Below are 25,601 nucleotides of genomic sequence, written 5' to 3'. Positions count from 1 at the left end.
GAGCGGTAAAGGTACGATTGGAGGCAGGCGACTTCAAGCCCAACGCGGCTTAATCGGAGCCGGGCAGTGCCTCCGCTCGGCCGAAAAGAACCAGGCTAAGTCTCTGAAGAACTGAGCGTTTTCTTCCGTCAGACCGTGCGGAGGGTCGGCGCTTCGACATTGAAGTAGGATTGCAGCGGCGCCACGTCGAGATCGCCGCTGGCAAGCGCCCCCACCGCTTCGACCGCCGCCAAGGCACCGGCCATGGTGGTGTAGTAAGGGATCTGTCCCATCAACGCCGCCTGACGCAGGCTGAAGCTGTCGGCGATCGCCTTCTGGCCGGCGACCGTGTTGAACATGAGCTTGATCTCGCCGCGCTGCATCGCCTCGACGATATGCGGGCTGCCCTGATGAACCTTGTTGATCGCCCGCACGTCCAGGCCCTGATTGCGCAGATACGAAGCCGTGCCGGGTGTCGCCACGATGTCGAGCCCGAGCTCCAGCAGCTTCCGCGCTGCCGGCACCATGCCAGGCTTGTCCTTCTCCTTGAGTGAAATGAACACCGTGCCGGTACGCGGCAGGCGTTGCCCGGCGCCGAGCTGGGCTTTGAGGAAGGCGCGGGCGAAGCTGGAATCGAGCCCCATGACTTCGCCGGTCGATTTCATCTCCGGCCCGAGGATGATGTCCACGCCGGGGAAGCGGGCGAAGGGGAAGACGGCTTCCTTGACCGCAAAATGGTGCCGCTTGCTGGCGTCGAGCTGGAAGTCGCCCAAAGCCTCGCCGGCCATGACGCGCGCGGCAATCTTGGCGATCGCCAGGCCCGTCGCCTTCGCGACGAAGGGAACCGTGCGGCTGGCGCGCGGATTGACTTCGAGGACGTAGATGTCGTCGCCCTTGATCGCGAACTGGATGTTCATCAAGCCGACGACATTCAGGCCCAGGGCCAGCGCCACCGCCTGGCGCCGGAGCTCGGCGATCACCGCAAGGCTGAGCGTGTGGGGCGGCAGCGCGCAGGCGCTGTCGCCCGAATGGATGCCGGCCTCTTCGATATGCTCCATGATGCCGGCGACGAAGACGTCCTTGCCATCGCAGAGCGCATCGACATCAACTTCGATCGCATCCTCGAGATAGGAGTCGATCAGCACCGGGTTGTCGCCGGAGACCTGCACCGCGCGGCGGATGTAGCGCCGCAGCTGGTCCGGCTCGTGCACGATCTCCATGGCGCGGCCGCCCAGCACATAGGACGGGCGGATCACCACCGGATAGCCGACCTCGGCGGCGATGCGCTCGGCTTCTTCGCCGGAACGCGCGATGCCGTTCTTGGGCTGGCGCAGCTTCAAGTCATGCAGCAGCTTCTGGAAGCGCTCGCGGTCCTCGGCAAGGTCGATCGCGTCCGGCGAGGTGCCGAGGATCGGAATCTTCGCCTTCTCCAATGCGGCCGCGAGCTTCAGCGGCGTCTGCCCGCCGAACTGCACGATGCACCCCAGGAGCGTGCCCTTGCGCTGCTCGACCCGCGCCAGCTCGATCACGTCCTCGGCGGTCAGCGGCTCGAAGTAGAGGCGATCCGAAGTGTCGTAATCCGTCGACACCGTCTCCGGGTTGCAGTTGACCATGATGGTCTCGATGCCGGCGTCCTTGAGGGCATAGGCGGCATGGACGCAGCAATAGTCGAACTCGATGCCCTGGCCGATCCGGTTCGGGCCGCCGCCGAGGATGATCACCTTGCGCCGGTCGCTGGGCTCCGCCTCGTCCTCGGGCGTCTCGACATTCTCGCCCTCGTAGCACGAATACATATAGGGGGTTGCCGAGGCGAACTCGGCGGCGCAGGTGTCGATCCGCTTGTAGACCGGGCGCACCTTCAAGTCGTGCCGCAGCTTCTGCACCGCGTCCGCCGTGGTGCCGGCAAGCTCGGCCAGCCGCGCATCGGAGAAGCCCTTGCGCTTCAGCCGCAGCAGTGCCTCGTGGGTCTTCGGCAGGCCTTGCGCCTTGATGAGCTTCTCGGTCTCGACGATCGCTTCGATCTGCCGGATGAACCAGGGATCGAACTTGGAGGCTTCGAAGATCTCCTCGACGGTGAGCCCGCGGCGCAGCGCCTCGGCGATCACCAGCAGACGGTCCGGCGTCGCCTTCCCGAGCTGAGCCAGGATCGAGGCCTTGTCGTCCTTCTCCAACGCCACTTCGTTGAAGCCGGTCAAGCCCGTCTCCATCGAGCGCAAGGCTTTCTGCACCGATTCCTGGAACGAGCGGCCGATCGCCATCGCCTCGCCCACCGATTTCATCGAGGTCGAGAGCAGCGGCTCGGCGCCGGGGAATTTCTCGAAGGTGAACCGCGGCATCTTGGTGACCACGTAATCGATGGTCGGCTCGAAGGAAGCCGGCGTCACCTTGGTGATGTCGTTGAGCAGCTCGTCCAGCGTGTAGCCGACCGCCAGCTTGGCCGCGACCTTGGCGATCGGAAAACCTGTCGCCTTCGAGGCCAGCGCGGACGAACGTGAGACGCGCGGATTCATCTCGATCACGATCAGGCGGCCATTGTCTGGATTGACCGCGAACTGCACGTTCGAGCCGCCGGTATCGACCCCGATCTCGCGCAGCACCGCGATCGAGGCGTTGCGCATCAGCTGGTATTCCTTGTCGGTCAAGGTGAGCGCCGGCGCGACCGTTATGGAATCGCCGGTGTGGACACCCATTGGATCGACGTTCTCGATCGAGCAGATGATGATGCAGTTGTCCGCCTTGTCGCGGACCACCTCCATCTCGAACTCCTTCCAGCCGAGGATCGATTCCTCGACCAGCACCTCGCCCACCGGAGAAGCCTGCAGGCCGCCGCTGACGATCTTGACGAACTCCTCGCGCGTGGTGGCGATGCCGCCGCCGGTGCCGCCGAGCGTGAAGCTCGGGCGGATGATCGCGGGCAGGCCGACCATGTCCAGCGTCTTCAGCGCCTCGTCGAGCGAGTTGACCAGCGCGCCCTTGGCGCTTTCGAGGCCGATCCGGTCCATGGCGTCGCGGAACAGCTGGCGGTCTTCGGCCATGTCGATGGCGCGGGCATTGGCGCCGATCAACTCGATGCCGAGCTCCTTCAGCTTGCCGGACTTATAGAGCGCCATCGCGGTGTTGAGGGCGGTCTGGCCGCCCATGGTCGGCAGCACCGCGTCCGGCCGCTCCTTCTCCAGGATCCGCGCCACCACATCGGGCGTGATCGGCTCGATATAGGTCGCGTCCGCGAGGTTGGGATCGGTCATGATCGTCGCGGGGTTGGAGTTCACCAGGATCACCCGGTAGCCCTCCTGCTTCAGCGCCTTGCAGGCCTGGGCGCCGGAATAGTCGAACTCGCAGGCCTGGCCGATGACGATCGGGCCGGCGCCGATGATGAGGATCGATTGGATGTCGGTACGTTTCGGCATTCTCTGACGTGTCTCTGGCTCTAGCGTATCTCGGTCGCGCGTTGAAAACACCGGCGGCGCAAGATGCTCCGCCGGTTGAATGAGTCATGCCGTCTCATCGCAGGGCGATCAGATCGGCGTCGTCGGAAAGCATATAGACGGTCTTGTTGGCAACGACCGGCGGCAGATGCGACCGGTCCGGCAGAGTCTGCTTGCCCAGGAGCTTGCCGGTATAGGGCGAGAAGGCGAGCGCGACGCCGTTCGAGCCCGTGACCAGCAGCCGGTCCTCGACCAGAACCGGACCCGACCAGTAGATCGGGTCTTCCTTGTCTTCCATGTCCTCGAACGGCGGCAGGGCCTGCACCCACTTGATGCGGCCGTCCTCGCGGGTCAGGCAGACGACTTCGCTGGAGCTGGTGATGACGTAGAGGAAGTCACCGGCCACCCAGGGCATCTGCGTGCCGCCGAGGCTGTTGTCCCAGATCCGGCCGCCGCGGCGGAGATCGATCGCCGCCATGACGCCGCCGTTGCCGATCGCGATCACCCGGTCGCGGTCGATCACCGGCCGGCCGCGGATGTCGGTCAGTGCCGCGACCGCGTTGCCGCCGGTGCGTCCGGCGAGGTTGTCGCTCCACAGCGATCGCCCGGTGACCACGTCGAAGGCCAGCAGATCGCCCGAGGTATAGGCCGCGACCACGACGTCGCCGAGCACGGCGGGGGTCGCACCGCCGAGGAAGCCCGCAGCCTCCTCGACGCCGGTGTTCGACCAGAGCCGGCGGCCGTCGTCGCTGGCATAGACGACCAGCTGGTTGTCGATGGTGACGGTGAAGATGCGGCCGTCGCTGGCGGCGGGCGGGGCGCGCATCGGCGAGGGCGCGTCCACTTCCCAGACCTTCTTGCCGTCCTTCTCGTCGAGCGCGATCAATTTGGCGAAGGGCGTGGTGACGAAGACCTTGCCCTCGTAGACCGCGATGCCGCCGCCGAACAGGTCGTCGTCGTCGTTCTCCGGGGTGAGGTCGTTTTCCCAGACCAGCTTGCCGGTCGCGGCGTCGAAGACGCGGACCAGGCTCTCGGAATCCAAGGTGAAGACCTTGCCGTCGGTGATCACGGGCTCGGCCAGCAGGCGGTTGGCGCTGTCGGCCGAGCTGCCGATATTGGCGCTCCAGAGCTGCTTGAAGGCGCCGGTGCCGGCCGACAGGTGGTACATCGCATGGGCCTGGTTGCCCCCGGACTGCGGCCAGTCCTGGTTCTCATAGGGCCGCGGCAGGCGGACCGGCGTGTCGGTCAGGCTGGGGTCGCTGTTCAGCTCCTTGTTGAGCTGCAGCACCGACACGCGCTCGCCGGGCAGCGGAATCTTGGTGGGCTCGCAAGCCGCCAATAGAAATGCCAGAAGACCCGCCGCCAGGGCTGCGCCGCATTGCTTCGCAGGGGAACGGCGGAAGGTCACAATCGTCAATCCTTGAGCCGCTCGAGCATGATTTCGGCCCGCGCCGCTACGCCTTGCGGCGCATTCGGCAGCGCGCCCAGCTGCTTCAGTTGCTCATAAATGGTCTTGGCTTTCGCCTTGTCGCCGCCGGTCAGCGCCGCCTGGGCCTGCACCTCGAGTGCGGAGAAGCGGTAAGGCTCGTTATCGCCGGTCAGTCCTTCGACCAGCTTCGCCGCGTCCTCGGGCTTGCCGGCATCGAGCCAGGCGAGGCCGCCGAGAACGGCCGCGAGATCTTTGAGCGCCTTGTCGACCGAGCCGTCCTTGGCGATCGCGGTGAACTGCTCCGCCGCCTTGGCCTTGTCGCCGTCCTTGAGGGTCTGGCTGGCCGACTGGAACCGCGCCAGGACGGCAAACCCGCCGCCGTCCTTGGCCAGGGTCTCGAACTCGGCAAGGCCTGCCTTGGGATCTTTCTCCAGGGTCTGGAGCGCCTGGAGATAGGCGGCGCCATTGGCCTCGATGCGCTGCTGCTTCCAGTATTTCCAGCCCTCGAAGCCCGCGGCCGCCGCGACCGCGATGATGGCAAATCCGATCAGGTGATTCTGGTACTTCTTCCAGAAAGCGAGGGCTTTATCCCGCCTCAGGTCCTCGTCAACTTCCTGAAAGATATCAGCCACTTAAACTCCCTCGGGCGCAGCGGCCGGGACCGGAATCGCCCTGAATCAGGAGGGGGGTCGGCCGAAATCGGCGGTAACATAGCGACTTGGTCATGGGAGTGCAAACAAGCCCTTGCGGGCCGATCCGGTGGCCGGGCCGCGCCCCGGCGGCGGATTGGAACGGAACTTGCTTTAACCTCTCCGACCCATTGGAAGGATGCCCGGAGATGCGTGCCCGCACCCCGTTTCGACGCCTGTTCGCCCTCGCCCTGCTCCTCGCCGGCGGCTTCGCCCTGGCCGGCTGCGAGACCATCGGCGTGCTGCCGGCCGCCGGAATCGCCGCCACGGTCGAGGGGGTATCGCTGAACGCCTCCGGCAAGACCGTCTCCGACCACCTGGTTTCGGCCATCACCGGCGACGATTGCTCGGTCCTGCGCTACACCAAGGACGGCAGATATTGCCTCTCCGATGCGGAAATCGCCGCCGAACAGGCGCGCCTGCACCGGCCCTACGAAGGCACCTGCTACAAGGTGCGGGGCAATGTCGCCTGCTACGACCAGCCCGACGCCGAGCACACCTCCGAAACCACGGTCTACGTCTATCAGCCGTGATGGCGCGACTGTCGCGCCGGATTTTCGGCGCGAGACTCTTTACGACCGGGCGCGAATGCGGCAATGATTCGGTCATCATGCGTGGCACGGCGATTCGCTCGCGCTGGCGGGGAGGCTGATTGGCGCAGCTCCTTCTTCTGTCCGAATACCGGCGAGACGGCCGCAGGGTCTTTTTCGACCGCGAGGACCTGAACCATCTGCTCGGCGTCTACAGCCGGCAAGTCGCCCGCGGCGTCTGGCGGGACTACGCCATCGACCACCGCTCCAACATGGCGATCTTCTCGGTCTTCAAGCGCAGCCAGGAACAGGCGATCTTCAGCGTGACCAAGGTCCTGCTGCGCGGCGACAAGGAGCCCAACTACGTGCTCCTGTCCCGCAACCGCCAGATCAAATCCAGCCGCGACCTCAAACAGATCTGCGACGTGCTGCAGCGGCAGCTGACGGTGATCGAAGGTTAGCTCTCCCATGCGCGCCAGCCGATGACGCGGCTCCATCGGACTTTCACCGCATTGGGGCTGGCGACGGCTCTGCTCATTGCGCGCGGTCCCGCCTCCGCCGAAGACACGGCGCCGCGCGCGCTCATCGCCTTGTTCGAAACCGCGCGCCTCAGCCTGCCGCAGGGTCCATTGCCGAACGGCTTGCGCTTCGTTCTCTACGATGACGGCCAGATCATCACCCGCATCGGCCCGACCGATCAGGATCCGGCCGGGCGCGGCGTCGCCTATAGCCGGCTCGACCGCGACGCGGCGGAGAGTCTCCGCAGCGAAGCCGCCGCCGATCTGAACACGGTTGCCACGCCGCATTCCGGCCTTGCCGCCGCCGCGAATGTCGGCAGCACCATCATCGAGGTCTGGGACGGCGCGCGCTATCAGCGCTTCAGCGCGAATGCCTGGCCCTGCGCGATGGAGGGGCGCGTCTTCACCGGCGGCTGGCAGCGCAACCGCGACGCCACCGACCCGCAGTTCCGCAAGGTCTGCGACCGCCTGTTGCAATACAAGATCGCCGCGCCTCAGACCTGGCAGCCGAAGGCGGTGAAGCTGATGCTCGGCGCGACCGAGGATCCACCCGAACGGCAGGTGCCTTGGCCCCGGGAATGGCCGGCAGCGCCGGCCGACCTGAAGCCCAAGGCCGCCGTCGCCTTCTGCGCGCCGGTCAGCAACGACCCCGCCGCATTCTCCAACCAGCTGATCGCCGCGCGCTGGGATGAGACCGGGCGGACCGCCCTGGTCAGCGACGCCGGTCACTCCGCGGTGATCTGGGATTGGTACTTTGACCTGCCCGCGCCGATCCCGATGCTGAGCGACGCGGGGGCGCAGGAAGAACCGGTCGGCGCCGATTGCGCTTCGGCTGCGGCACCCTGAGGCCGTTCAGGCGTTGACGCAGCCCACGCTCCAGACCACGCCGCTCGCATCGGCGATGCGGTCGAGCCGGGTCAGCGACAAGGGATCGACCTGCAGCGCCAAAGCCCGCGCCGGGCCGAGGCCGAGCGCCTGCGCCACCGCGGCGCGGATCGAGCCGCCATGGCCGACCACCACGACGTCGGCATCGGGATGCGCGGCGGAGCGGCGCTCCACGGCCCTTGCAACCCGCATCATCACGTCGGCGAAGCTTTCGCCGCCCGGTGGACGGGTGGTGCCGGGCGCGATCCAGAATTTCTTGTAGCGGTCGGCGTCGCTCGCCTCGAGCTCGGCATAGGTCTGGCCCTGCCAGTCGCCGAAATCCTGCTCGGCGACGTCGCGCTCCACTTCGACGCCCGCGCCCGTGATGCCGCAAGCCTTGTGCAGCACATCAATGGTCTGCCGCGCACGGCGGAGCTGGCTCGACATCCAGACCGGGTGTTGCGGCAGGCGGACCGCGACCCGGGCGATCAGTTCGTGGTCGCTGCAATCGGCTTCGAGGTCGAGCTGGCCGGTGACCCGGCCGCCCGCTTCTTTCACCGGTGCATGCCGCACCCACCACCAGCGCGTGACGGTCCGGGTCATGTCAGCAGCGAGACCAGGTTGATCAGCACGGCGACCTCCGCGACCTGCTCGATCGCGCCGAGGACGTCGCCGGTATAGCCGCCGAACTGCCGCTTCGCGATCGCGCCGACCAGGGCGGCGGCGACGATGGCGACGACCAGCGCCACGATCGCCGCCGGGAGATAGACGGCGAAGAAGGTGATCACCAGGCCGAGGCCGAGCGAAACGTAGACGCCTTGCGCCGAGGGCCGCCCCGCCATCACGGCGAGGCCTTGCGCCGTCGCCAGCGGCAGCGAGCGCATGGCGAGCGGCAGCACCGCGCGGGACAGCACATGCGCCGCGACCAGCGCGGTCACCACCCGGTCCGGCGTATAGAGCTGCGCCAGGGCGACGGTCTTCACGCCGGTCGCGAAGATCAGGGCCAGCACGCCGAAACTGCCGATATGGCTGTCCTTCATGGCGCTGAGCTTGCGGATCCGGTCGCCGCGGCAGCCGAGCCCGTCGGCGAAGTCGGCCCAGCCGTCCTCATGCAGGGCGCCGGTCAGGGCGGCGGTCGCGGCCACGGCAAGGAATGCCGCCAGCAGGCCGGACAAGCCGAGCTTGACCGCGATCCAATAGGCCAGTCCGCCGGCCAGGCCGACCACCAGCCCGGCCAGCGGGAAGGCGCGTGACGCTTGCCCGAGCCGGGCCTGCGGCGTGGCCGGTTCAGTGCCGGGAACTGGTTCCGGCGTCTTCGGCGCCATGAATCCGACCGGGAGACGGGTAAAGAATGACAAAGCCAGGAAGAGGTCCCACCACCATGACGTGATGAATCGAGCCAGGCCGATGCCGCGCCGCGCGGGAGACTTCCCTTCCGTGCTGGTGCTCATCCGCGACGATCCAACGGCCTTTTCCTGGTGGCGCTTCACCCGAACTGATAACCCGTTTATAGGACAGGCGGTCGCGCCGGAAAAGCCGAATGCCGACCTCCAATCGTCCAGAAAGACCCATTCCAGATGCCCGCTTCCGCTGCCGAAAAACGTCCTACCAACGATCTCGCCGACATGCGCCGCATCGTCGCCGACTTTCCCGGCCCCGATCTCGAGGCGGCGAAGGCGACCGCGGCGCGCGAGGCGGTGCTGACCAAGCCCGCCGGCGCCCTGGCGCGGCTCGAGGAAATGACCCAGTGGATGGCGACCTGGCAGGGCAAGACGCCGCCGACGGTCGAGCATCCGCGCGTCGCCGTCTTCGCCGGCAATCACGGCGTCGCGGCGCTCGGTGTCTCCGCCTTCCCGGCGGAAGTCACCAAGCAGATGGTGCTGAACTTCACCAGCGGCGGGGCCGCGGTCAATCAGCTCTGCAAGAACGCCGATGCGGATCTGCGCGTCTACGAGATGGCACTCGACCAGCCGACCGCCGATTTCACCAAGGCGCCGGCCATGACCGATGCGGAATGCGCCCGCGCCATGGCCTATGGCATGACCTGTGTCGAGCCCGGCATCGACTTGCTGGCACTGGGCGAAATGGGCATCGCCAACACCACCAGCGCCGCGGCGATGGCGGCCGCCTTGTTCGGCGGCAACGGCGCGTCCTGGGCTGGGCCCGGCACCGGCGTCCATGGCGCGCAGCTCGCCCGCAAGGCCGAGGTGATCGATCTCGGCCTGAAGCAGCACCGCGATCAACTCGGCGATCCCTTGAAGGTGCTGCAATGCCTGGGCGGCCAGGAGCTGGCGGCGATCACCGGTGCGGTGATCGCGGCGCGCATGGCCAAGGTGCCGGTGCTGCTCGACGGTTTTGCGACCACGGTCGCCGCCTCGATCCTCTACCGCATCGATCCCCATGCGATCGACCATTGCTGGGTGGCGCATTGCTCGGCTGAGCCCGGTCATCGCCGGCTGCTCTCCGCGATCAACCGGGTGCCCCTGCTCGATTTCGGCATGCGGCTCGGCGAAGCCTCGGGCGCCGCTTTGGCGATCCCGCTGTTCCGCGCCGCCGCCGCCTGCCACAGCGGCATGGCGAGCTTCGCCGAAGCCGGCGTCAGCGATAAGAGCTGACGCCCGTGCAGAAGACCGCGCCGAAATCCCCGGCTGAAGTCCGCGCCTTTCTCGCGGACCGGCTGGGCTTGCGCGGTCCCTTCTGGCGCGCGGCGGAGTCGATGGACCGCGCGGTCGATCTCGGCATGATCCAGATCGATTCCATCATCCGCACTGGCCTGCGCAACCACGAGATCGTCTGGGCCGCGCGCAGCGATGCGCCGGTCGCCGACTTCTACAAGATGGTCTATGGCGAGCGGCGGATGCTGGAGACGCATTACCCGATCTTCGCCACAAGGCGCGACTGGCTGCCGCAATTCCTGCAGGACTTCCACAAGGCGGTGGAAGGCTCGATGCATTTCGAGGAGCTGAAACCGATCAAGCGCAAGCTGGTGAAGCAGATCTTGGCCGGCGGCCCGGTCAGCCCCGGCGAGCTCGAGGCCGAGCGCATCGTCGGCGGCTTCAACACGGTGAAGGCGACCACCAAGGCGCTGGAGCATCTGTTCTACGAAGGCAAGGTCCAGGTCAGCGGCCGCACGAAGAACTTCCACCGCCAGTTCGACGTGACCGAGCATGTGGCGCCGGAGCTTCTGAAGCATCCGCGCTTCAAGAAATCCGACCACGACCGTTTCATGGTGGAATCGGCCCTGGGCGTGCTGAAGATCGCCAGCCGCAACCAGCTCGCGCAGCGGGTCAACCATCACTTCGGCAACTGGCGCGGCCCCGGCCTGCCGGAGAGCCGCAAGCTGGTCGACCACTATGCCAAGGAAGGCCTGCTCGAGCCGATCACGGTGAAGACGGACGACGGCGAGGAAACCTGGTTCACCCTGGCCAAGGATCATGCGGCTTGGGCTTCGTCGGCGAAGCAGGCGGATGACCGCGTGCGGTTGATCGCGCCGCTCGACAATCTCCTCTTCAACCGCGACCGCTTCACCCAGCTCTACGGCTTCACCTACAAGTTCGAGGCCTATACGCCGGTGCGGCAGCGCCGCTTCTATTTCGCGCTGCCGATCCTCTGGAAGGACGACGTGGTCGGCCTGATCGACGGCAAGCGCGAGAACGGCAAATGGCTGGTGACCGGCCTCGACATCACGAAGCCGGTCGATGCCGATGCCCTGCGCCAAGGCCTGCACCGCTTCGCCCGCATCGCCGGCGCGGAGAAGGTCATGGCCGGCCGCAAGGTCGAAGAGAAGTGGCGCCGATCACTCTCCGGCAAGATAGAATCCTGAACCGGGCTTGAGTTCGATACGACGAAGGTCGGCCGAGGCATCACGCTTCGGAAGAACCCAAGGAGATATCGATGATCACCCGTTTCGCCGCCGGTTTCGTTGTCCTCGCGGCTCTTTCCGCGCCGGCTTTCGCCGGCTGCGACCAGGCCCAGGCGGTCGACAAGATGACCAAGGTCGCGACCGCGCTCGGCCAGAAGGCCGGCGAGGCCAAGACCGCCGAAGACTCGCAGAAGATCGTCGCCGCCAACGAGAAGGTGAACCAAGGCGGCGAAGCCTTGGGCAAGGGCGACTACGACAAGGCCTGCTCGATCTATGACGAAGTCGCCAAGGAGAACGGGATCTCGCTGTAACGCGGCGCCGGTGTCTCGTACCCCACACCGTCCGCGAAGGCGGACATTCGTCCGCGGGCCCTCCCCCGATTCGGGGGAGGGGACTGCATCGCGTGCCAAGGGCGATACCTTTACGGCGAGGTCGATATTGCGGGTGAAAAGCCGGGCCAAGCGCTTGAGCCCGCAGGCAAAACGCCATCGTGTGCCCACCAAGGCCATCCTGTCCCGGTAAAGGCCCTGTAAAGGTTCACCGCGCATGGTTCGGCGGCGCGCGGCCCTGCGCGGCTTTCAATGGATCACTCACGATGTCAAACAGCGCGGCGACTATAGCAGAGTTGGCTCGGTTTGTCTGGCGTGGCGTTGTTTTGCCTGAATTCGGGAGTATGCAGAAGAAAGGCCAGTCAGCCGCCGAATTCGTCAAACGCCCAGAGCCGCGCCCGCTTCTCCACCGCCGTCAGTTTCTTGAAGGCGAGCTCGGCGCGGGTGGCGGTGCTGCGGTCCGGATAGGCCATCACGCCGATCAGGCGCACCGGGGGATTGGCCCGGGTGTATTTCGCCCCCTTGCCCGCCCGGTGCCGTTCGTAACGCGCGGTGGGATCGAGCGCGATCCCGGTATAGAGCGCGCCGTCGGCGCATTCGATCAAATAGAGGAACCAGGGCTGGGGTGGCTCAGCGTCTTTGGGCATCGAGCAAATCCTGGATCCGTGCCAGTGCTTGATCGGGATCCGGAATGTCCTTCAGAACGATGCCGTTCTTCGTGACGACGCCGAGGTTGTGGGCGGACAACGGGTCGAAGCCCTCGATGTCTGCCACCAGGCGCAAGGTCCCGAGCCCGCTGAGCCGGCCGAGAAGCCCGCGCGTGAGGACAACCTTTTTGACGTTCCGATAGTCGAACGTATAGCCATTGCTGAGCAGCAAGCGATCGCGAAAGAAACGATACTCCCTCTCTCGATATCGTCGGCGTTTGGCGCGAAACAGCAGGACCGGCGATACAGCAATCACGATCGCCGGTGGCACCACGAAGTAGGCATAGGGAATGGTGCGATCCGGTGGTTCGCTCATCGCCGCACCGACGAATGGACCCATGTTGAGGGCGAGCAGGGCAAAGACGAGATGATAGGGAATCTGACCCAGAATGGTCGCCCAGCCGATGAAGGCAGGTCGAAGCACAAATTCCGAGTTCTGTCCGTGGGCGGCGTCTGGCATTCTCATGATCTCCGCATCTGAAATACACGCACGTGGTACCTTGAGCAACGCCATGAGCTTCACGATCCGACCCGAGCAAACCATCGACGACGCCGCCGGCATCGATGCACTGCTGCGCGCCGCCTTTCCCGAGGCGGTGGAAGCGGACCTGGTGCAGCGGCTGCGCGCCGACGGCGATCTCGCCTTGTCGCTGGTCGCCGAGGAGAACGGCGCGATCATCGGCCAGGTCGCCTTCGTGCCGATCGCGCTCGATCCCGATCCCGGCTATTCCATCTGGGGCCTGGCGCCGATCTCCGTGCTGCCGCATCGGCAAGGCCAGGGCATCGGCAGTGCGCTTACCGAGGCCGGGCTGAGCCAGGCTGAAGCTGCCGGCGTGGGTCTGGTCCTGGTGCTGGGCGACCAGAACTTTTACGGCCGCTTCGGCTTCGACACGATGCTGGCCGATGGCATCGAGGTCGCCTGGGCCGGCCCCTATTTCGCCGGGCTCAGCTTGAACGACACCGCGGCGCCGCGCGGAAAAGCCACCTATCCCGCCGCCTTCGCCGACCTCGGCTGAGCTTTACCGCTTCTTAAGCGAGGCCGCGCTAAATAGGCGCCTGCCGGCGCAATTCTGCGCTGCCATCATCAATAAATTCCTTTTTAAATCAATTATTTAGCGTGAAGTTTCACGCCACTGTCATCGATCTTCTGCTTCACTGGCGGAATGGATGACTCAGTGCTCACCCTGCTCGATTCGAGCTTCGACCTGCCGGACGGCCTGCCGCCGGTGGAGATCGCGCGGCCGGAGTTCGGGCCGGTGCGCTCGGCCTTCGTCATGTGCGCGGGCGATCTGGTCGAGCCCGGCCCGACCGTCGGCCCGGAGGCGACCGGTGGCGAGGTGCTGGCGATTCTCAAACGCTCGCCGCTGACCTCGATCGTCGCGGTGGTCGATGACGACGGTGCGGTCCTGGGCGCGCTGGAGCGCGACCGCATCCTCTCCGCCTTCGCCCAGCCGCTCTGGTACGACGTCTACAACCGCCGCCCGGTCTGGCCGCTCGCAAACCGAAGGCCGCTGCTGGTCGATCGCGCCGTGCCGCTGGACCAGATCAAGCAGCTGATCGCCCGCGAATACCCGGGTGCGATCCAATCCGGGTTTCTCATCGCCGAGGAAGGCCGCTTCGCCGGCTTCGGCGCCATGGCGCAACTGCTGGAGCTGACCGTGCACCAGGCGCAGCGCCGGCTGGTCGAGCTCGACACTGCCCGCAATGCGGCGGAGGCGGCCGCCGCGGCGCGCTCGCGCTTCCTCGCGACCATGAGTCATGAATTGCGTACGCCGTTGAACGCGATCATCGGCTTCTCCGATCTCCTGCTGATGCAGGTGACGCGCAGCGAGCCGGCAGAGAAGCTCGGCGAGTATCTCGGCGATATCGGCTCCAGCGGCCGGCATCTGTTACAGATCATCAACGACATCCTCGACTTCTCGAAGCTGGAGACCGGCGCGGTCACGCTGGACGCGGCGGATTTCTCGCTGGAACCGATGATCGCCTCGGCGATCCGGATCGCCCGCGGCCAGAGCCAGACCAAGGACGTCGCGCTCACCGCCGCGCCGATCGATCCCGCGGTCGTCCTGCACGGCGACGAGCGGAAGCTCCGCCAGGTGATGCTGAACCTGATCTCCAACGCGGTGAAGTTCACGCCGCATGGCGGGCGCGTCGAGGTCTCGACCCATACCGATCCCACCGGCGCGCGGGTCATCGCGGTCAAGGATACCGGCGTCGGCATCTCGCCCGAGGACATCGAGCGGGTGTTCGAGCCCTTCGTGCAGGCCGACGGCAATCTCGACCGCGCCAGCAGCGGCACCGGCCTCGGCCTGCCGCTCAGTCGAAAACTGGTGGAGTTGCACGGCGGCACCCTGCATCTGGAAAGCAGGCCGGGCGAAGGCACCACGGCGGTGGTGACGCTGCCCGCAAAGTAAAGCGTCATGCCCCGGGCTTGACCCGCTGCTGTCCGACTAAGTTCGACCTGAGATGACGGGGAGCGCAAACACCATGCTGCTCTTGGAGCGATTGCCGAACATCAAAGCTCGGAACGCCGGTACTCCATTCTCAGCCACTCACTCGGTCGTCATCCCAAGCCTTGGGCTTGGGATCCACGAGTTTGTCACCGCTGCACCACACTGGCTCATCGAAACTCGTGGATGCCAAGGCCAAGCCTTGGCATGACGAGCCTTTGTGGGGCGAACAGCGTGCACCAGATCCGCGGGTCGATCCCCGGATCAAGTCCGGGGACGCGGATGACGGTGCAATTTATTCCCCGACCTGCAGCAGCAGGCCGAGCGCGCGGGCGCGGGAGAAGCTCCAGAGGTAGATGCCGTAGCCGATCAGCAGATAGAGCAGGTCGAGCCCCAGCGCGGCGCCGAACAGGTCCCAACGAAAGACCTGCTCGAACATCTGCGCCCGCATGCCCTCGAAGACGTAGGAGGAAGGCAAGGCATGCGCCACCGTCTGCAGCCAGCCGGGCAGCACCGAGACCGGGTAATAGACGCAGGAGACCGGCGCGATCAGGAAGACCACGAACCAGGCGAGATTCTCGGCGGCGACGCCGAAGCGCAGGATCATCGCCGTCACCAGCAGGCCGAGGCTGCAACCCATCAGCATCAGGCAGAAGAAGAATGCGGCGAGCGGCAGGCCGAGACCGAAGATCGAATAGTGGTAGAACGGGATCGCCAACAGCATCGCCGGCACGACGCCGATCACGCAGCGGATCAGCGCCATGACGAACAGCGACGCCACATGCTCGCTCGGCGTCAACGGACTGCAATAGAGGTTGGCGAGATTCCTGGACCACATCTCCTCGAGGAAGGAGAGCGAGAAGCCGAGCTGTCCGCGGAACAGCACGTCCCACAGCATCGCCGCCGCCAGCAGCACGCCGAAGGCCCCGGCCACCCACGAGCTGTTCTGATAAAGAAAGGTCGAGATGAAGCCCCAGATCACCATCTGCATGGTCGGCCAATAGGCCATCTCCAGGAGCCGCGGCCAGGAGCTCCTCAGCACATAGAAATGCCGCAGGCACATCGCCCCGACCCGGCCGATGGAGAAATGCATCACGCGCGCTCCTCGGCCCGATTGGATCCGCCCCGATCCGCGCCATTGGGCGCGACCTCGCCGGCGGCACGGCGGTCGCGGGCGATGTCGAGGAACACCTCCTCGAGATTCTGCCGGCTGTAGCGGAACAGCAGGTCGTCCGGCGATCCGGAATCGACGATCTTGCCCTGGCGGAGCATCAGTACCCGGTTGGCGAGGCGCTCGACCTCGCCCATGTTGTGCGAGGCCAGGAGAATCGCGCAGCGCGTCTCCTGCTGATAGCGCTCCAGATAATGCCGCACCCAATCGGCGGTGTCGGGATCGAGCGAGGCGGTCGGTTCGTCGAGCAGCAGCAACTCGGGCCGGTTGATCAGCGCCTTGGCCAGCGCGCCGCGGGTCTTCTGCCCGGCCGAGAGCGAGCCGACGCGGCGGTCGAGCAAGGCTTCGAGCTCCAGCGCCTGGGCCAATTCCGCGATCCGCCCCCGCGCATCCTTGAGGCCGTAGAGCTTGGCGAAGACCATCAGGTTCTGCCGGAGCGTGAGGCGATGCGGCAGGTCGACGTAGGGCGAGGAGAAGTTCATCCGCCCCAGCACCCGGTGGCGGTGCCGCGCGAGATCGAGGCCGAACAGCTGGATCACTCCCCGCGTCGGCTTCAGCAGGCCCAGCAGCATCGAGATCGTGGTGGTCTTGCCGGCGCCGTTGCCGCCCAGCAGGGCGACGGTTTCGCCCGGCCGAACCTCGAAGTCGATGCCGTCGACGGCCGCAACTTCGCGGAAATGCTTGGCGAGATCTTTGACCGAGATCAGAGCGGAGGCCGATTCGGGCGGGATATCCTGTGAAGGATGACTGGGATGTTCAACCAATGTACCACCTTGCCACACTCTATTAGCCGATCGGCCGAAGGCTTGCAAAACCGGGGTCCAGGGGCTCTATTCGAGCCCATGGATGCCGCGCTTAGCCCTGAACGGAACACGGTGCGGCCGAAACGGCTGCCGAAGCAGCGCGGCCGGATCCGCCTTCGCACCATCGTCTTCATCCGCTGGATCGCCGTCGCCGGGCAGCTTTCGACCCTGCTGTTCGTGCATTTCGGCATGGGCTATCCGCTGCCATTGCTCTGGTCGCTGGCGACGGTCGCGGCACTGGCCGCGGTCACCGTCGGCGCGCAGATCCGGCGCAGCGCCTCGCATCGCCTGACCGACCGCGAATCGGCGCTCTATTTCGCCTTCGACATGGTCCAGCTCTCGGTGCTGCTGTTCCTGACCGGGGGTTTGAACAACCCCTTCGCCATCCTGATCCTGGCGCCGGTCACGGTCTCGGCCACCACCTTGAGCTATCGCAGCACGCTCGGCCTCGCGGCGCTCGCCATCACCTGCATCAACCTGCTGGCTGTCCGCCACCTGCCGCTGCCCTGGGGCGACGGCGGCTACGAGCTGGCGCCCAACTTCATCTGGGGCTTCACCATCTCGCTCGGCCTCGCAGTCATCTTCATCACCTCCTATGTCTATCGCGTGGCGCAGGAGACGCGGCGGCTTTCCGATGCGCTGTCGGCCGCCCAGGCGGCGCTCGACCGCGAGCAGAGTCTCTCCTCGTTGGGCGCGCTGGCCGCCGCCGCCGCGCACGAGCTGGGCAGCCCCTTGGGCACCATCTCGCTGGTCTCGCGCGAGTTGCAGCGCGAGATTGAGGCGGACGATCCGATTCGCGCCGACATCGACCTGCTGGTGAGCCAGAGCGCCCGCTGCCGCGAGATCCTAGCCGAGCTGTCGCGACGGCCGGAGGAGCAGCCGGATCATTTCAACGCCATGCCGGCGCCGCTGCTGATCGAGCTTGCGGCGGAGGGCCATCGCCGCCCGGAAGTGGCGCTCCGGATCGAGGAGCAGGCCGATCCCGCCGATCCGGTGACGCCGATGCTGCCGCGCCGGCCGGAGCTGATCCACGGCCTCGGCAACCTGCTGCAGAACGCGATCGAGTTCGCGCGCGAAGAGGTCAAGGTCGCGATCACCTGGAACGCGGCCGAGATCAGCATTACCATCAGCGACGACGGCAAGGGCTTTCCCAAGGAGCTGCTGGACCGGCTCGGCGATCCCTATCTCTCCTCCGGCACCGACTTGAAGAAGACGGCGGAGCGGAAGGGCGACCATATGGGGCTCGGCATCTTCATCGCCCAGCAATTGATCGAGCGGTCCGGCGGCGCGGTGAGTTTCGACAACAATTCCTATGGCGGCGCCGAGGTGATCGCGACCTGGCCCCGCAGCGCATTCGAAGGAGCATCCGAACATGACTGACACCGGCGCGAATGTTGGGGGCGTCAACGCAGGAGAGAAGACGCTGCTGATCGTCGATGACGACGCGCCCTATCGCCAGCGCCTGGCGCAAGCGATGGAGAAGCGGGGCTTCAAGGTGACCCAGGCCGAGAGCTGCGAGGCGGCGATCGCCGCTGCGCGGGCCGAGCCGCCGCGCTATGCGGTGGTCGATCTCAGGCTGACCGACGGCAGCGGACTCGACGTGGTGCCGCAGATCCGGCGCGCGCGCGAGGATTGCCGCATCGTCATGCTGACCGGCTACGGTAACATCGCGACCGCCGTGGTCGCCATCAAGGCCGGCGCCATCGACTACCTGCCCAAGCCCGCCGACGCCGACCAGGTCGAAGCCGCTTTGCTCGACCGCAAGGACGCGCTGCCGCCGCCGCCGGAACAGCCGATGACCGCCGACCGGGTCCGCTGGGAGCATATCCAGCGGGTCTATGAGCAATGCGACCGCAACGTCTCGGAAACCGCGCGGCGCCTCAGGATGCACCGCCGGACCTTGCAGCGGATTCTGGCGAAGTACGCGCCGAAGGCGTGACATCTTCTTGAAGGGCCTTATGCCGCGGCGAGGCCCTCACCCTGTCCCTCTCCCTACGGGCGAGGGGACGCTGCTGCATAAGTCGTTCTAGTTCGCTGCGAGCGAATGCTCCGCTGCACTCCCTCGCCCGTAGGGAGAGGGTTGGGGTGAGGGACTTGAAGCTGCGTGAGACGTATGGGTCTGGAACGCGACCACGAGAGCGACGTCACTTCGACGGCAGGTGGTACCACCACTGGTTCTCGTTCAGCGACATCACCGGCTGGAACTCGAGCTTGACCAGGCTGGCGTCGAGAACGGACCTGGTGCGGTTGTCGAGCACCCAGGCCTTGTTGCCAATATAGACCACCAGGATCGCATGGCCGATGCCGCCGAGGCTGCGGATGCGGACCGAGAAGATCCGCATGTTCTCGACCGGAATGCCGGCTTCCTTGAGCAGCATGTATTTGGTGATCGTGTAATCCTCGCAGTCGCCGCTCTTCCTCAGGAACTCGTAGCTGGTCGCCCAGAACTCGGACTTGCCCCAGTTCGGCTGGTCCTCGATGTAGGGCTTCAAGTTCATCAGCGCATTGGCCTTGTCGACCTGTGCCTTCGCGTCGCCGGCGCCCTTCACCTCGGCGACCAGCGAGGCCCAGCTCTTGGAGGTGCAGATATTGGTCTCGCAGGGCGCACCGTTCTTCCAGCGGCCGAGCATCGCGCGCCAGTCGGGGACCACGCCCTTCTTGAAGTTCCAGTTGTTGGAGCCGATCTCCTTGGCGCCGAACAGCGGCGGATAGGTCTTGGCCTCGGCGACGCCGCCGAAGACGAGCAGCGCGGCGGCCAGGGTGAAGGCAAGGAAGCGGTGGGCCAGCATTCAGCAACTCACTTTCCGGGCAAATGCACCCACCAGGAATTCTCGTTGACCGAGGGCGCCGGCTGGAACTCCTTCCTGACCAGCTTCTCGTCCATCACCGGCGCCACCCGGTTGTCCAGCACCAGCGCCTAGTCGCCCCGATAGACCACCAGCACCGCGTGGCCGATGCCGCCCAGGCTGCGGATCCGGACCGCGACATTGCGCATGTCGTCGACCGGCATGCCGGCCGCCTTCAGCAGCATGTATTTGGCGATCGAGAAATCCTCGCAGTCGCCGCTCTTCTTCAGGAACTGGAAGGCGGTCGCCCAATACTCGGTCTTGCCCCAGTTGTTGATGTCCTCGATGTAGGGGTGCTGCGCCGGGCCGTTCATCAGGCTGTTGGCGGTCCTGATCTGCGCCATCGGATCGCCCGCCGCCTTCACCTTGGCGACCAGCGCCTCCCAACCCTTGGAGCTGCAGGTCGGACTCTGGCAGGGAGCGCCGTTGGACCAGCGCTGCAGCATCGCCACCCAGTTGGCGATGGCGCTGGTCTTCACCGTCCAGTTCTTCGACGCGACCTCCTTGGAGCCGAAGATGTTGGGATAGGTGCGTGCCTCGGCAGGCACGGCCAGCAGCAGCGCCAGCGCGCCAAGCAGCAGGCCGGTCAGCCGCCGTGGCCGACTCCCTCGACAGCTTCCGGTCGGGCCGGACATGATGATCGCTTCCTCTATGCATACGGCCGCCGTCGCCCTGGCTTCCTTGTTGGGACCGGCCCTCAATCCGGAAGAATGTTAAGCGCAGCGGCCCGCCGCCGTCGAGGACCTAGCGCAGACAAAAGTGTGAGCGGCCTCGACCCTAGCTTGGGGTTGGGGGTTGGGGGTTGGGGGTTGGGGCTTGGGGTTGGCCGATTGGACCTTGGGCCTCGCTTTTGGCGGGCCGTACTTTGTGCTAGGGTTCCGGCCGCTGTCAGCCATGGTTAACCGGGCCGCTGCGGGGGCGGGGGTTCGGCCATCCCGAGCAACGCGCCCCGCCACGCTATCGAACCGCGCCAATCACCAAGGGAGAGGGCCTTGCCCACCGACACCACGCCTGCGCCGGAGCCCCGGTTCACGATCGTCGAAGAATCCGCGAAGCCGCGGATCGACTGGCGGATCTGGTTCCCGTTCGCGATCCTGGTCCTGATTGCCATCATCGGCCTGTTTCTGGTCAGGATGTTCGTGGACAGCGAGCGCGACCAGGCCAAGACCGAATGGCAGACCCGGATGGGGATCGTCGCCGACAGCCGTGCGGCCGACATCAACCGCTGGTTCGACGAGCAGTTCTCCGACCTGCAGGGCATTGCCGGCAACCAGGCGGTGCAGGTCTATCTGCAACAGATCGCCGAGCTCTCGGCCGATCCGACCCAGCAGGACCAGATCGAGGGGCTGAAGGAGTATCTGCGGAACATCATCACCGTCACCGCCGATCGCGCCGGCTTCACGGTGAACACCGCGACCAATGTCGACGTCAACGAGACGCAGCCGGCGCTGGGCGGCATCCTGATCGTCGACGCCAAGGGCACCGTGCTCGCGGCCTCGCCGAACGCGCCCGCCTTCGAGGCCGATCTCAGGAGCTTCGCCTTGGGCGTTGCGCCGGGGCAGAAGGCGGTCAGCGACCTCTACCTCAATGACAAGAACGTGCCCTCGCTGCGCTTCGTGGTGCCGATCCTGGCCCAGTCCCAAGGCGCCGGCAGCGCCGAAGTCGGCCGGGTGGTCGGCGTGAAGCAGGTCGCCCAGGAGCTCTACGGGCGCCTCGCCCAGCCCGGCGAGACCACGCAGAGCGGCCGCTCGGTGCTGGTGCGGGTGAAGGACAACAAGCTCATCTATCTATCCCCGGTCGCCGATCCGCAGCATCCGTTGCAGCCGCTGACCTCGCCCTTCGGCATCGACGCGACCGATCGCGACGTGGTCTTCGGCGCGCAGAATCCCGGCAGCTTCGCCACCGACAAGACCAACTACAGGGGCGAGCCGGTGCTGGTGACCTCGCGCGCATTGTCGGCAGTGCCCTGGGTCCTGGTCTACACCGTGGCTTACGACGAAGCCCTGGGCGCCGCGGAAGCGCGCTTCAAGACCCTGACGGCGGTGCTGTTCCTCACCGTCGGCCTGATCGCCGTGATCATCGCCGCGGTCTGGTATTACGGATCGTCGCGCCGCGCCTCGCAGGCCGCCTATCAGTTCAACCAGATGGCACGGCGCTTCGAGGAGCAGCGCAACCTCATCCAGCTGGTGACCGACAGCCAGCCCACCAGCATCTTCATTCTCGACAAGGACGATCAGTACCGCTTCGCCAACCGCCAGGCCGCCAAGGATGCGGGGATTTCCGCGACCGAGATGATCGGCAAGCCGATCGCCAACGTGCTCGGCCCGGCGGCCGCCAAGCGGATCCTGCGGCTGAACCACCAGGCGATGGAGGAGAACCGCACCGTCACCGAATACGGCGTGGTCGAGATCGGCGGCAAGCAGAAGATGATCCAGTCCGAGCATATTCCGATCAAGGCCACCGCCGGCGGCATGGCCGGCGTGCTTGCCGTCGAGGACGACATCACCGATTTCGTCACCGAGCGCGAGCGCCGCGCCCGCAACCTCAACCAGCTGGTGAAGACGCTGGTCAACGTGGTCGACCAGCGCGATCCCTTCGCCGCCCAGCACTCGGCCCGCGTGGCCCAGGTCGCCCGCGCGGTCGCCAAGGAGATGAACCTCTCCGACGTCGAGATCGAGACCGCGGAGATCGCCGGCAACCTCCTGAACCTCGGCAAGATCCTGATTCCGGAATCGGTGCTGGCCAAGACCGAGGGATTGACCGACGAAGAGCGCGGCATGATCCGCAACAGCATTATGACCAGCGCCGAGCTGATCAAGGGCATCGAGTTCGACGGACCGGTGGTGGAGACCTTGCAGCAGGCCCAGGCGAACTTCGACGGCACCGGCAATCCGCCGCTGAAAGGCGACGAGATCGTCATCACCGCCCGGGTGATCGCCGTGGCCAACGCCTTCATCGGCATGATCAGCGACCGCGCCTTCCGCCAGGCATTATCGATCGACCAGGCGATCGAGGCGCTGATGAAGGGCGTCGGCAAGGGTTTCGACCGCCGGGTGGTCGCCGCCCTGATTAACTATCTCGACAACCACGGCGGGCGGGAAGACCTCAGCGGGAACGGCAAGGGCTAGGCTCGGAATCGCTCCCAAAGGCTTGAAATAAATCAAAACGTGATTGATTCGGGCGCGCGGTTCTGGCCAGATTTGGCCAACGAAACGAGTCGGCGCGCCACCAACCCGTGAACGCGCCGGCCAACAAGGAGGCTCCACCATGACGTTCATGACACGCGCTGCCGGTGCGGCGGTCGTTCTCGCGCTTTCCACCGGTATCGCCCTCGCCGATCCGGCGGTGGTCTATGATTCCGGCGGCAAGTTCGACAAGGGCTTCAACGAATTGGCCTACGTCGGCATGGAGCAGTTCAAGAAGGAAAGCGGCAAGGGCTACGCCGAGTTCGAAGTGCAGACCGATGCGCAGCGCGAGCAGGCGATCCGCCGTTTCGCCCAGAAGGGCAACGACCCGATCGTGACCGTCGGCTTCGCGCAAGGGACGGCGCTCGAGAAGGTTGCCAAGGAATTCCCCAAGACGCATTTCGTCATCATCGATTCCGTGGTCGATCTGCCGAACGTGGAATCGATCGTGTTCAAGGAGCATGAAGGCTCGTTCCTGGTCGGCATCGCCGCGGCGATGGCCTCGAAGACCGGCAAGGTCGGCTTCGTCGGCGGCATGGACATCCCGCTGATCCGGCGCTTCGAATGCGGCTACGAGCAGGGCGTGAAGTACCAGAACAAGGACGCCACCGTGTTCCAGAACATGACCGGCACCACCGGCGCGGCCTGGAACGACCCGACCAAGGGCGGCGAGCTCGCGAAGTCGCAGTTCGACCAGGGCGCCGACGTGGTGTTCGCCGCGGCCGGCGCCACCAGCCTCGGCGTTTACCAGGCCGCCAAGGACAGCGGCAAGCTGGCGATCGGCGTCGATTCCAACCAGAACCACCTGCACCCCGGCACCATGCTGACCTCGATGATGAAGCGGGTGGATGTCGCCGTGCACGGCGCGGTGGTGGGCTGGAAGGGCGGCGTCACCGAGCTCGGCCTGAAGGAAGAGGGCGTCAACTGGGCGCTCGACGACAACAACAAGCCGCTGGTGACCGAAGAGATGAAGGCCAAGGTCGAAGCGGCCAAGGCGGACATCATCTCGGGCAAGATCAAGGTCCACGACTACGTGGCCGACAACGCCTGCCCGGCCTCGTAAGCGGAGAAAGCTTCACGGCCCGGAATGACCTTCCGGGCCGTGATCCATTTCAGAACCCCTTCGTGACCGCGACAGCAACCTCAGCCTCTCCCGAAGCCGCCGGCCGCGAACCCGCGCCGGCGTCGTCGATTCCTGCGGTCGAGCTTATCGGCATCGACAAGCGCTTCGGCGCTGTCCATGCCAACCGCGACGTATCGCTCAAGATCGCCAAGGGCACGATCCACGGCATCGTCGGCGAGAACGGCGCCGGCAAGTCGACCCTGATGAGCATCCTCTACGGCTTCTACGAGGCCGATCGCGGCGCCATCCAGATCAACGGCAAGCCGGCGCGGATCCGGAGCTCCAAGGACGCGATCGCCGCCGGCATCGGCATGGTGCACCAGCATTTCATGCTGGTCGATCCCTTCACCGTGATCGAGAACGTGATGCTCGGCGCCGAGAGCGGCATGCTGATCCAGGGCAGCATCCGCAAGGCCCGCGCCGAGATCGAGCGCCTGAAGCGCGATTTCGGCCTCTCGGTCGATCCCGATGCGGTGGTCGGCGATCTCCCGGTCGGCGAGCAGCAGCGGGTCGAGATCCTCAAGGCCCTCTACCGGCAGTGCGAGATCCTGATCCTGGACGAACCGACCGGCGTGCTGACGCCGCAGGAAACCGACCAGCTGTTCGAGATCCTGAAAGCCCTGAAGGAGCGCGGCGTCACCGTCATCCTGATCACCCACAAGCTGCGCGAGATCATGGCGATCACCGACAACGTGACGGTGATGCGCCACGGCCAGGTGGTCGCCGAGCGCAAGACCGCCGAGACCGATCGCGAGGAGCTCGCGGTGCTGATGGTCGGCCGCAAGGTGCGGATCGCGCCGGACCGCGGCGGCGCCAAGCCCGGCGAGGTGGTGCTCGGCGTCGATCACCTCAGCCTCACCGACGAGTTCGGCGTGAAGCGGCTCGACGACGTGAGCTTCTCGATCCGCGCCGGCGAGATCCTCGGCGTCGCCGGCGTCTCCGGCAACGGGCAGAGCGAGCTCCTGGAAGTCCTCTCCGGCATCCGTCGGCCGACCGGCGGCGTCATGCACGTGCTCGGCCGCGACGTGACCGCGGACCGGCCCTGCTCGCCCAAGCAGATGCGCCGCCTGGGCGTGGCGCATGTGCCGGAGGACCGGCAACGCCTCGGCCTCGTCACCGGCTTCCCGGCCTGGGAATCCGCGATTCTCGGCTATCAGCGCGACCGCGCCTACGGCTTCGGGCCGATCATCAACACCAAGGCCGCGGCGCGCGACTGCGGCAAGATGATGGAAGCATTCGACGTGCGGCCGCCGGAACCCGAGCTCGGCTCGTCGAAATTCTCCGGCGGCAACCAGCAGAAGCTGATCCTGGCGCGCGAGATGGCGCGGATGCCGAAGGTGCTGCTGGTCGGGCAGCCGACCCGCGGCGTCGATATCGGCGCGATCGAGTTCATCCACCGGCAGATCATCGCCATGCGCGACGAAGGCACCGCCGTGCTGCTGGTCTCGGTGGAGCTGGACGAGATCCTGGCGCTGGCCGACCGCATCATCGTCATGTTCCAGGGCAAGATCGTCGGCGAGACCATCGGCGACCGCACCGACGAACGCCAGCTCGGCCTCTGGATGGCGAATGCGCATGGCGATGCGCCGGCGGCGCCGGCGCCCGGGCTGCCGCCGCTGCTGCCGCCCGAGATGACGGGACGCGGAAACCTGCCGCCCGGCATGAAGATCAGGCCGCGGAAATGAGCGCAA

24 protein-coding genes are annotated in these 25,601 nt (G+C 66.1%); 13 read left to right on the top strand and 11 right to left on the bottom strand.

Features of this window, described 5'->3' with window-relative positions; translation table 11 throughout:
• Positions 1 to 128: 128 nt before the first annotated feature.
• The 3 genes from carB to ACH2CY_RS05630 all read right to left on the bottom strand — a co-directional run bounded on the left by carB (position 129) and on the right by ACH2CY_RS05630 (position 5,465).
• Positions 129 to 3,386 (bottom strand): carbamoyl-phosphate synthase large subunit, encoded by a 3,258-nt coding sequence (gene carB / locus ACH2CY_RS05640; RefSeq protein WP_395016901.1) that lies wholly within the window; start codon positions 3,384 to 3,386, stop codon positions 129 to 131.
• 94 nt (positions 3,387 to 3,480) lie between these two features.
• Positions 3,481 to 4,812 carry a PQQ-binding-like beta-propeller repeat protein gene (locus ACH2CY_RS05635; RefSeq protein ID WP_395016899.1) on the bottom strand — a complete coding sequence of 444 codons (1,332 nt, stop codon included), beginning with the start codon at positions 4,810 to 4,812 and terminating at the stop codon, positions 3,481 to 3,483.
• 5 nt (positions 4,813 to 4,817) lie between these two features.
• Positions 4,818 to 5,465, bottom strand: coding sequence for a tetratricopeptide repeat protein (locus ACH2CY_RS05630; RefSeq protein ID WP_395016897.1), 648 nt, complete (start codon positions 5,463 to 5,465; stop codon positions 4,818 to 4,820).
• A 206-nt stretch (positions 5,466 to 5,671) separates the two neighbouring features.
• Here ACH2CY_RS05630 and ACH2CY_RS05625 point away from each other — a divergent pair, with 206 nt between their 5' ends.
• The 3 genes from ACH2CY_RS05625 (at position 5,672) to ACH2CY_RS05615 (ending at position 7,416) form a co-directional block, all read left to right on the top strand.
• On the top strand, positions 5,672 to 6,055 hold the full coding sequence (locus ACH2CY_RS05625) for a hypothetical protein (RefSeq protein ID WP_395016895.1): 384 nt from the start codon (positions 5,672 to 5,674) through the stop codon (positions 6,053 to 6,055).
• A 119-nt stretch (positions 6,056 to 6,174) separates the two neighbouring features.
• Entirely contained in the window at positions 6,175 to 6,513 is a 339-nt protein-coding gene (locus ACH2CY_RS05620; RefSeq protein WP_395016892.1) for a DUF2794 domain-containing protein, read from the top strand.
• A 21-nt stretch (positions 6,514 to 6,534) separates the two neighbouring features.
• The gene (locus tag ACH2CY_RS05615) at positions 6,535 to 7,416 is read left to right on the top strand and encodes a hypothetical protein (RefSeq protein ID WP_395016890.1); all 882 of its coding nucleotides are present in this window, start codon (positions 6,535 to 6,537) and stop codon (positions 7,414 to 7,416) included.
• A gap of 6 nt (positions 7,417 to 7,422) precedes the next feature.
• Here ACH2CY_RS05615 and ACH2CY_RS05610 read toward each other — a convergent pair whose 3' ends face one another.
• Together ACH2CY_RS05610 and cobS are read right to left on the bottom strand one after the other, a co-directional pair.
• Entirely contained in the window at positions 7,423 to 8,037 is a 615-nt protein-coding gene (locus ACH2CY_RS05610; RefSeq protein ID WP_395016887.1) for a histidine phosphatase family protein, read from the bottom strand.
• Complete coding sequence (gene cobS / locus ACH2CY_RS05605; protein WP_395016885.1) at positions 8,034 to 8,885, bottom strand: adenosylcobinamide-GDP ribazoletransferase; 852 nt, start codon at positions 8,883 to 8,885, stop codon at positions 8,034 to 8,036. The genes ACH2CY_RS05610 and cobS overlap by 4 nt, the downstream gene beginning before the upstream one ends.
• A gap of 126 nt (positions 8,886 to 9,011) precedes the next feature.
• Between cobS and cobT the strand changes: the two genes are divergently transcribed.
• From cobT to ACH2CY_RS05590, 3 genes are all read left to right on the top strand, one after another.
• Positions 9,012 to 10,049, top strand: coding sequence for a nicotinate-nucleotide--dimethylbenzimidazole phosphoribosyltransferase (cobT, locus tag ACH2CY_RS05600; protein ID WP_395016883.1), 1,038 nt, complete (start codon positions 9,012 to 9,014; stop codon positions 10,047 to 10,049).
• A 5-nt stretch (positions 10,050 to 10,054) separates the two neighbouring features.
• The gene (locus ACH2CY_RS05595; protein WP_395016882.1) at positions 10,055 to 11,257 is read left to right on the top strand and encodes a DNA glycosylase AlkZ-like family protein; all 1,203 of its coding nucleotides are present in this window, start codon (positions 10,055 to 10,057) and stop codon (positions 11,255 to 11,257) included.
• 71 nt (positions 11,258 to 11,328) lie between these two features.
• Positions 11,329 to 11,607, top strand: coding sequence for a hypothetical protein (locus ACH2CY_RS05590; RefSeq protein ID WP_395016880.1), 279 nt, complete (start codon positions 11,329 to 11,331; stop codon positions 11,605 to 11,607).
• Between the two features lie 380 nt (positions 11,608 to 11,987).
• Here the strand turns inward: ACH2CY_RS05590 and ACH2CY_RS05585 are convergent, their stop codons facing one another.
• Positions 11,988 to 12,272, bottom strand: coding sequence for a GIY-YIG nuclease family protein (locus tag ACH2CY_RS05585; protein WP_395016878.1), 285 nt, complete (start codon positions 12,270 to 12,272; stop codon positions 11,988 to 11,990).
• Entirely contained in the window at positions 12,256 to 12,846 is a 591-nt protein-coding gene (locus ACH2CY_RS05580) for a hypothetical protein (protein ID WP_395016876.1), read from the bottom strand. Before ACH2CY_RS05580 ends, ACH2CY_RS05585 begins: the two co-directional genes overlap by 17 nt.
• Between ACH2CY_RS05580 and ACH2CY_RS05575 the strand changes: the two genes are divergently transcribed.
• Positions 12,845 to 13,348: a GNAT family N-acetyltransferase gene (locus tag ACH2CY_RS05575; RefSeq protein ID WP_395016874.1), complete on the top strand. Its 504-nt coding sequence runs from the start codon at positions 12,845 to 12,847 to the stop codon at positions 13,346 to 13,348. The two genes, ACH2CY_RS05580 and ACH2CY_RS05575, sit on opposite strands and share 2 nt — an antisense overlap.
• 159 nt (positions 13,349 to 13,507) lie before the next feature.
• Positions 13,508 to 14,746, top strand: a complete 1,239-nt coding sequence (locus tag ACH2CY_RS05570) for an ATP-binding protein (RefSeq protein ID WP_395016872.1) — start codon at positions 13,508 to 13,510, stop codon at positions 14,744 to 14,746.
• Between the two features lie 331 nt (positions 14,747 to 15,077).
• On the opposite strand, the gene ACH2CY_RS05565 is transcribed toward ACH2CY_RS05570, so the two are convergent.
• Both ACH2CY_RS05565 and ACH2CY_RS05560 read right to left on the bottom strand, forming a co-directional pair.
• On the bottom strand, positions 15,078 to 15,875 hold the full coding sequence (locus tag ACH2CY_RS05565; RefSeq protein ID WP_395016871.1) for an ABC transporter permease: 798 nt from the start codon (positions 15,873 to 15,875) through the stop codon (positions 15,078 to 15,080).
• A complete protein-coding gene (locus ACH2CY_RS05560) occupies positions 15,875 to 16,717 on the bottom strand; it encodes an ABC transporter ATP-binding protein (RefSeq protein ID WP_395016870.1) in 843 nt (280 codons plus the stop codon). Before ACH2CY_RS05560 ends, ACH2CY_RS05565 begins: the two co-directional genes overlap by 1 nt.
• 78 nt (positions 16,718 to 16,795) lie before the next feature.
• Between ACH2CY_RS05560 and ACH2CY_RS05555 the strand changes: the two genes are divergently transcribed.
• Positions 16,796 to 18,136, top strand: a complete 1,341-nt coding sequence (locus ACH2CY_RS05555; protein ID WP_395016867.1) for an ActS/PrrB/RegB family redox-sensitive histidine kinase — start codon at positions 16,796 to 16,798, stop codon at positions 18,134 to 18,136.
• A complete protein-coding gene (locus ACH2CY_RS05550) occupies positions 18,129 to 18,695 on the top strand; it encodes an ActR/PrrA/RegA family redox response regulator transcription factor (protein ID WP_395016866.1) in 567 nt (188 codons plus the stop codon). Before ACH2CY_RS05555 ends, ACH2CY_RS05550 begins: the two co-directional genes overlap by 8 nt.
• Positions 18,696 to 18,900: 205 nt before the next feature.
• On the opposite strand, the gene ACH2CY_RS05545 is transcribed toward ACH2CY_RS05550, so the two are convergent.
• Both ACH2CY_RS05545 and ACH2CY_RS05540 read right to left on the bottom strand, forming a co-directional pair.
• Positions 18,901 to 19,545, bottom strand: a complete 645-nt coding sequence (locus tag ACH2CY_RS05545) for a transglutaminase-like cysteine peptidase (RefSeq protein ID WP_395016864.1) — start codon at positions 19,543 to 19,545, stop codon at positions 18,901 to 18,903.
• A gap of 128 nt (positions 19,546 to 19,673) precedes the next feature.
• Positions 19,674 to 20,237: a transglutaminase-like cysteine peptidase gene (locus ACH2CY_RS05540; protein WP_395016862.1), complete on the bottom strand. Its 564-nt coding sequence runs from the start codon at positions 20,235 to 20,237 to the stop codon at positions 19,674 to 19,676.
• Between the two features lie 357 nt (positions 20,238 to 20,594).
• Between ACH2CY_RS05540 and ACH2CY_RS05535 the strand changes: the two genes are divergently transcribed.
• The 3 genes from ACH2CY_RS05535 to ACH2CY_RS05525 all read left to right on the top strand — a co-directional run bounded on the left by ACH2CY_RS05535 (position 20,595) and on the right by ACH2CY_RS05525 (position 25,595).
• Positions 20,595 to 22,730: an HD domain-containing phosphohydrolase gene (locus ACH2CY_RS05535; protein WP_395016861.1), complete on the top strand. Its 2,136-nt coding sequence runs from the start codon at positions 20,595 to 20,597 to the stop codon at positions 22,728 to 22,730.
• A gap of 139 nt (positions 22,731 to 22,869) precedes the next feature.
• Positions 22,870 to 23,850, top strand: a complete 981-nt coding sequence (locus ACH2CY_RS05530; protein ID WP_395016859.1) for a BMP family protein — start codon at positions 22,870 to 22,872, stop codon at positions 23,848 to 23,850.
• Between the two features lie 62 nt (positions 23,851 to 23,912).
• On the top strand, positions 23,913 to 25,595 hold the full coding sequence (locus ACH2CY_RS05525) for an ABC transporter ATP-binding protein (RefSeq protein ID WP_395016858.1): 1,683 nt from the start codon (positions 23,913 to 23,915) through the stop codon (positions 25,593 to 25,595).
• The last annotated feature ends 6 nt before the right edge of the window (positions 25,596 to 25,601 follow it).

Origin of the sequence: Dongia sp. (genome assembly GCF_041905885.1) — a bacterium.
Taxonomy (GTDB): domain Bacteria; phylum Pseudomonadota; class Alphaproteobacteria; order Dongiales; family Dongiaceae; genus Dongia.
The sequence above is the reverse complement of the archived record's forward strand: the minus strand, read 5'-3'. Positions and strand labels throughout refer to the sequence as shown.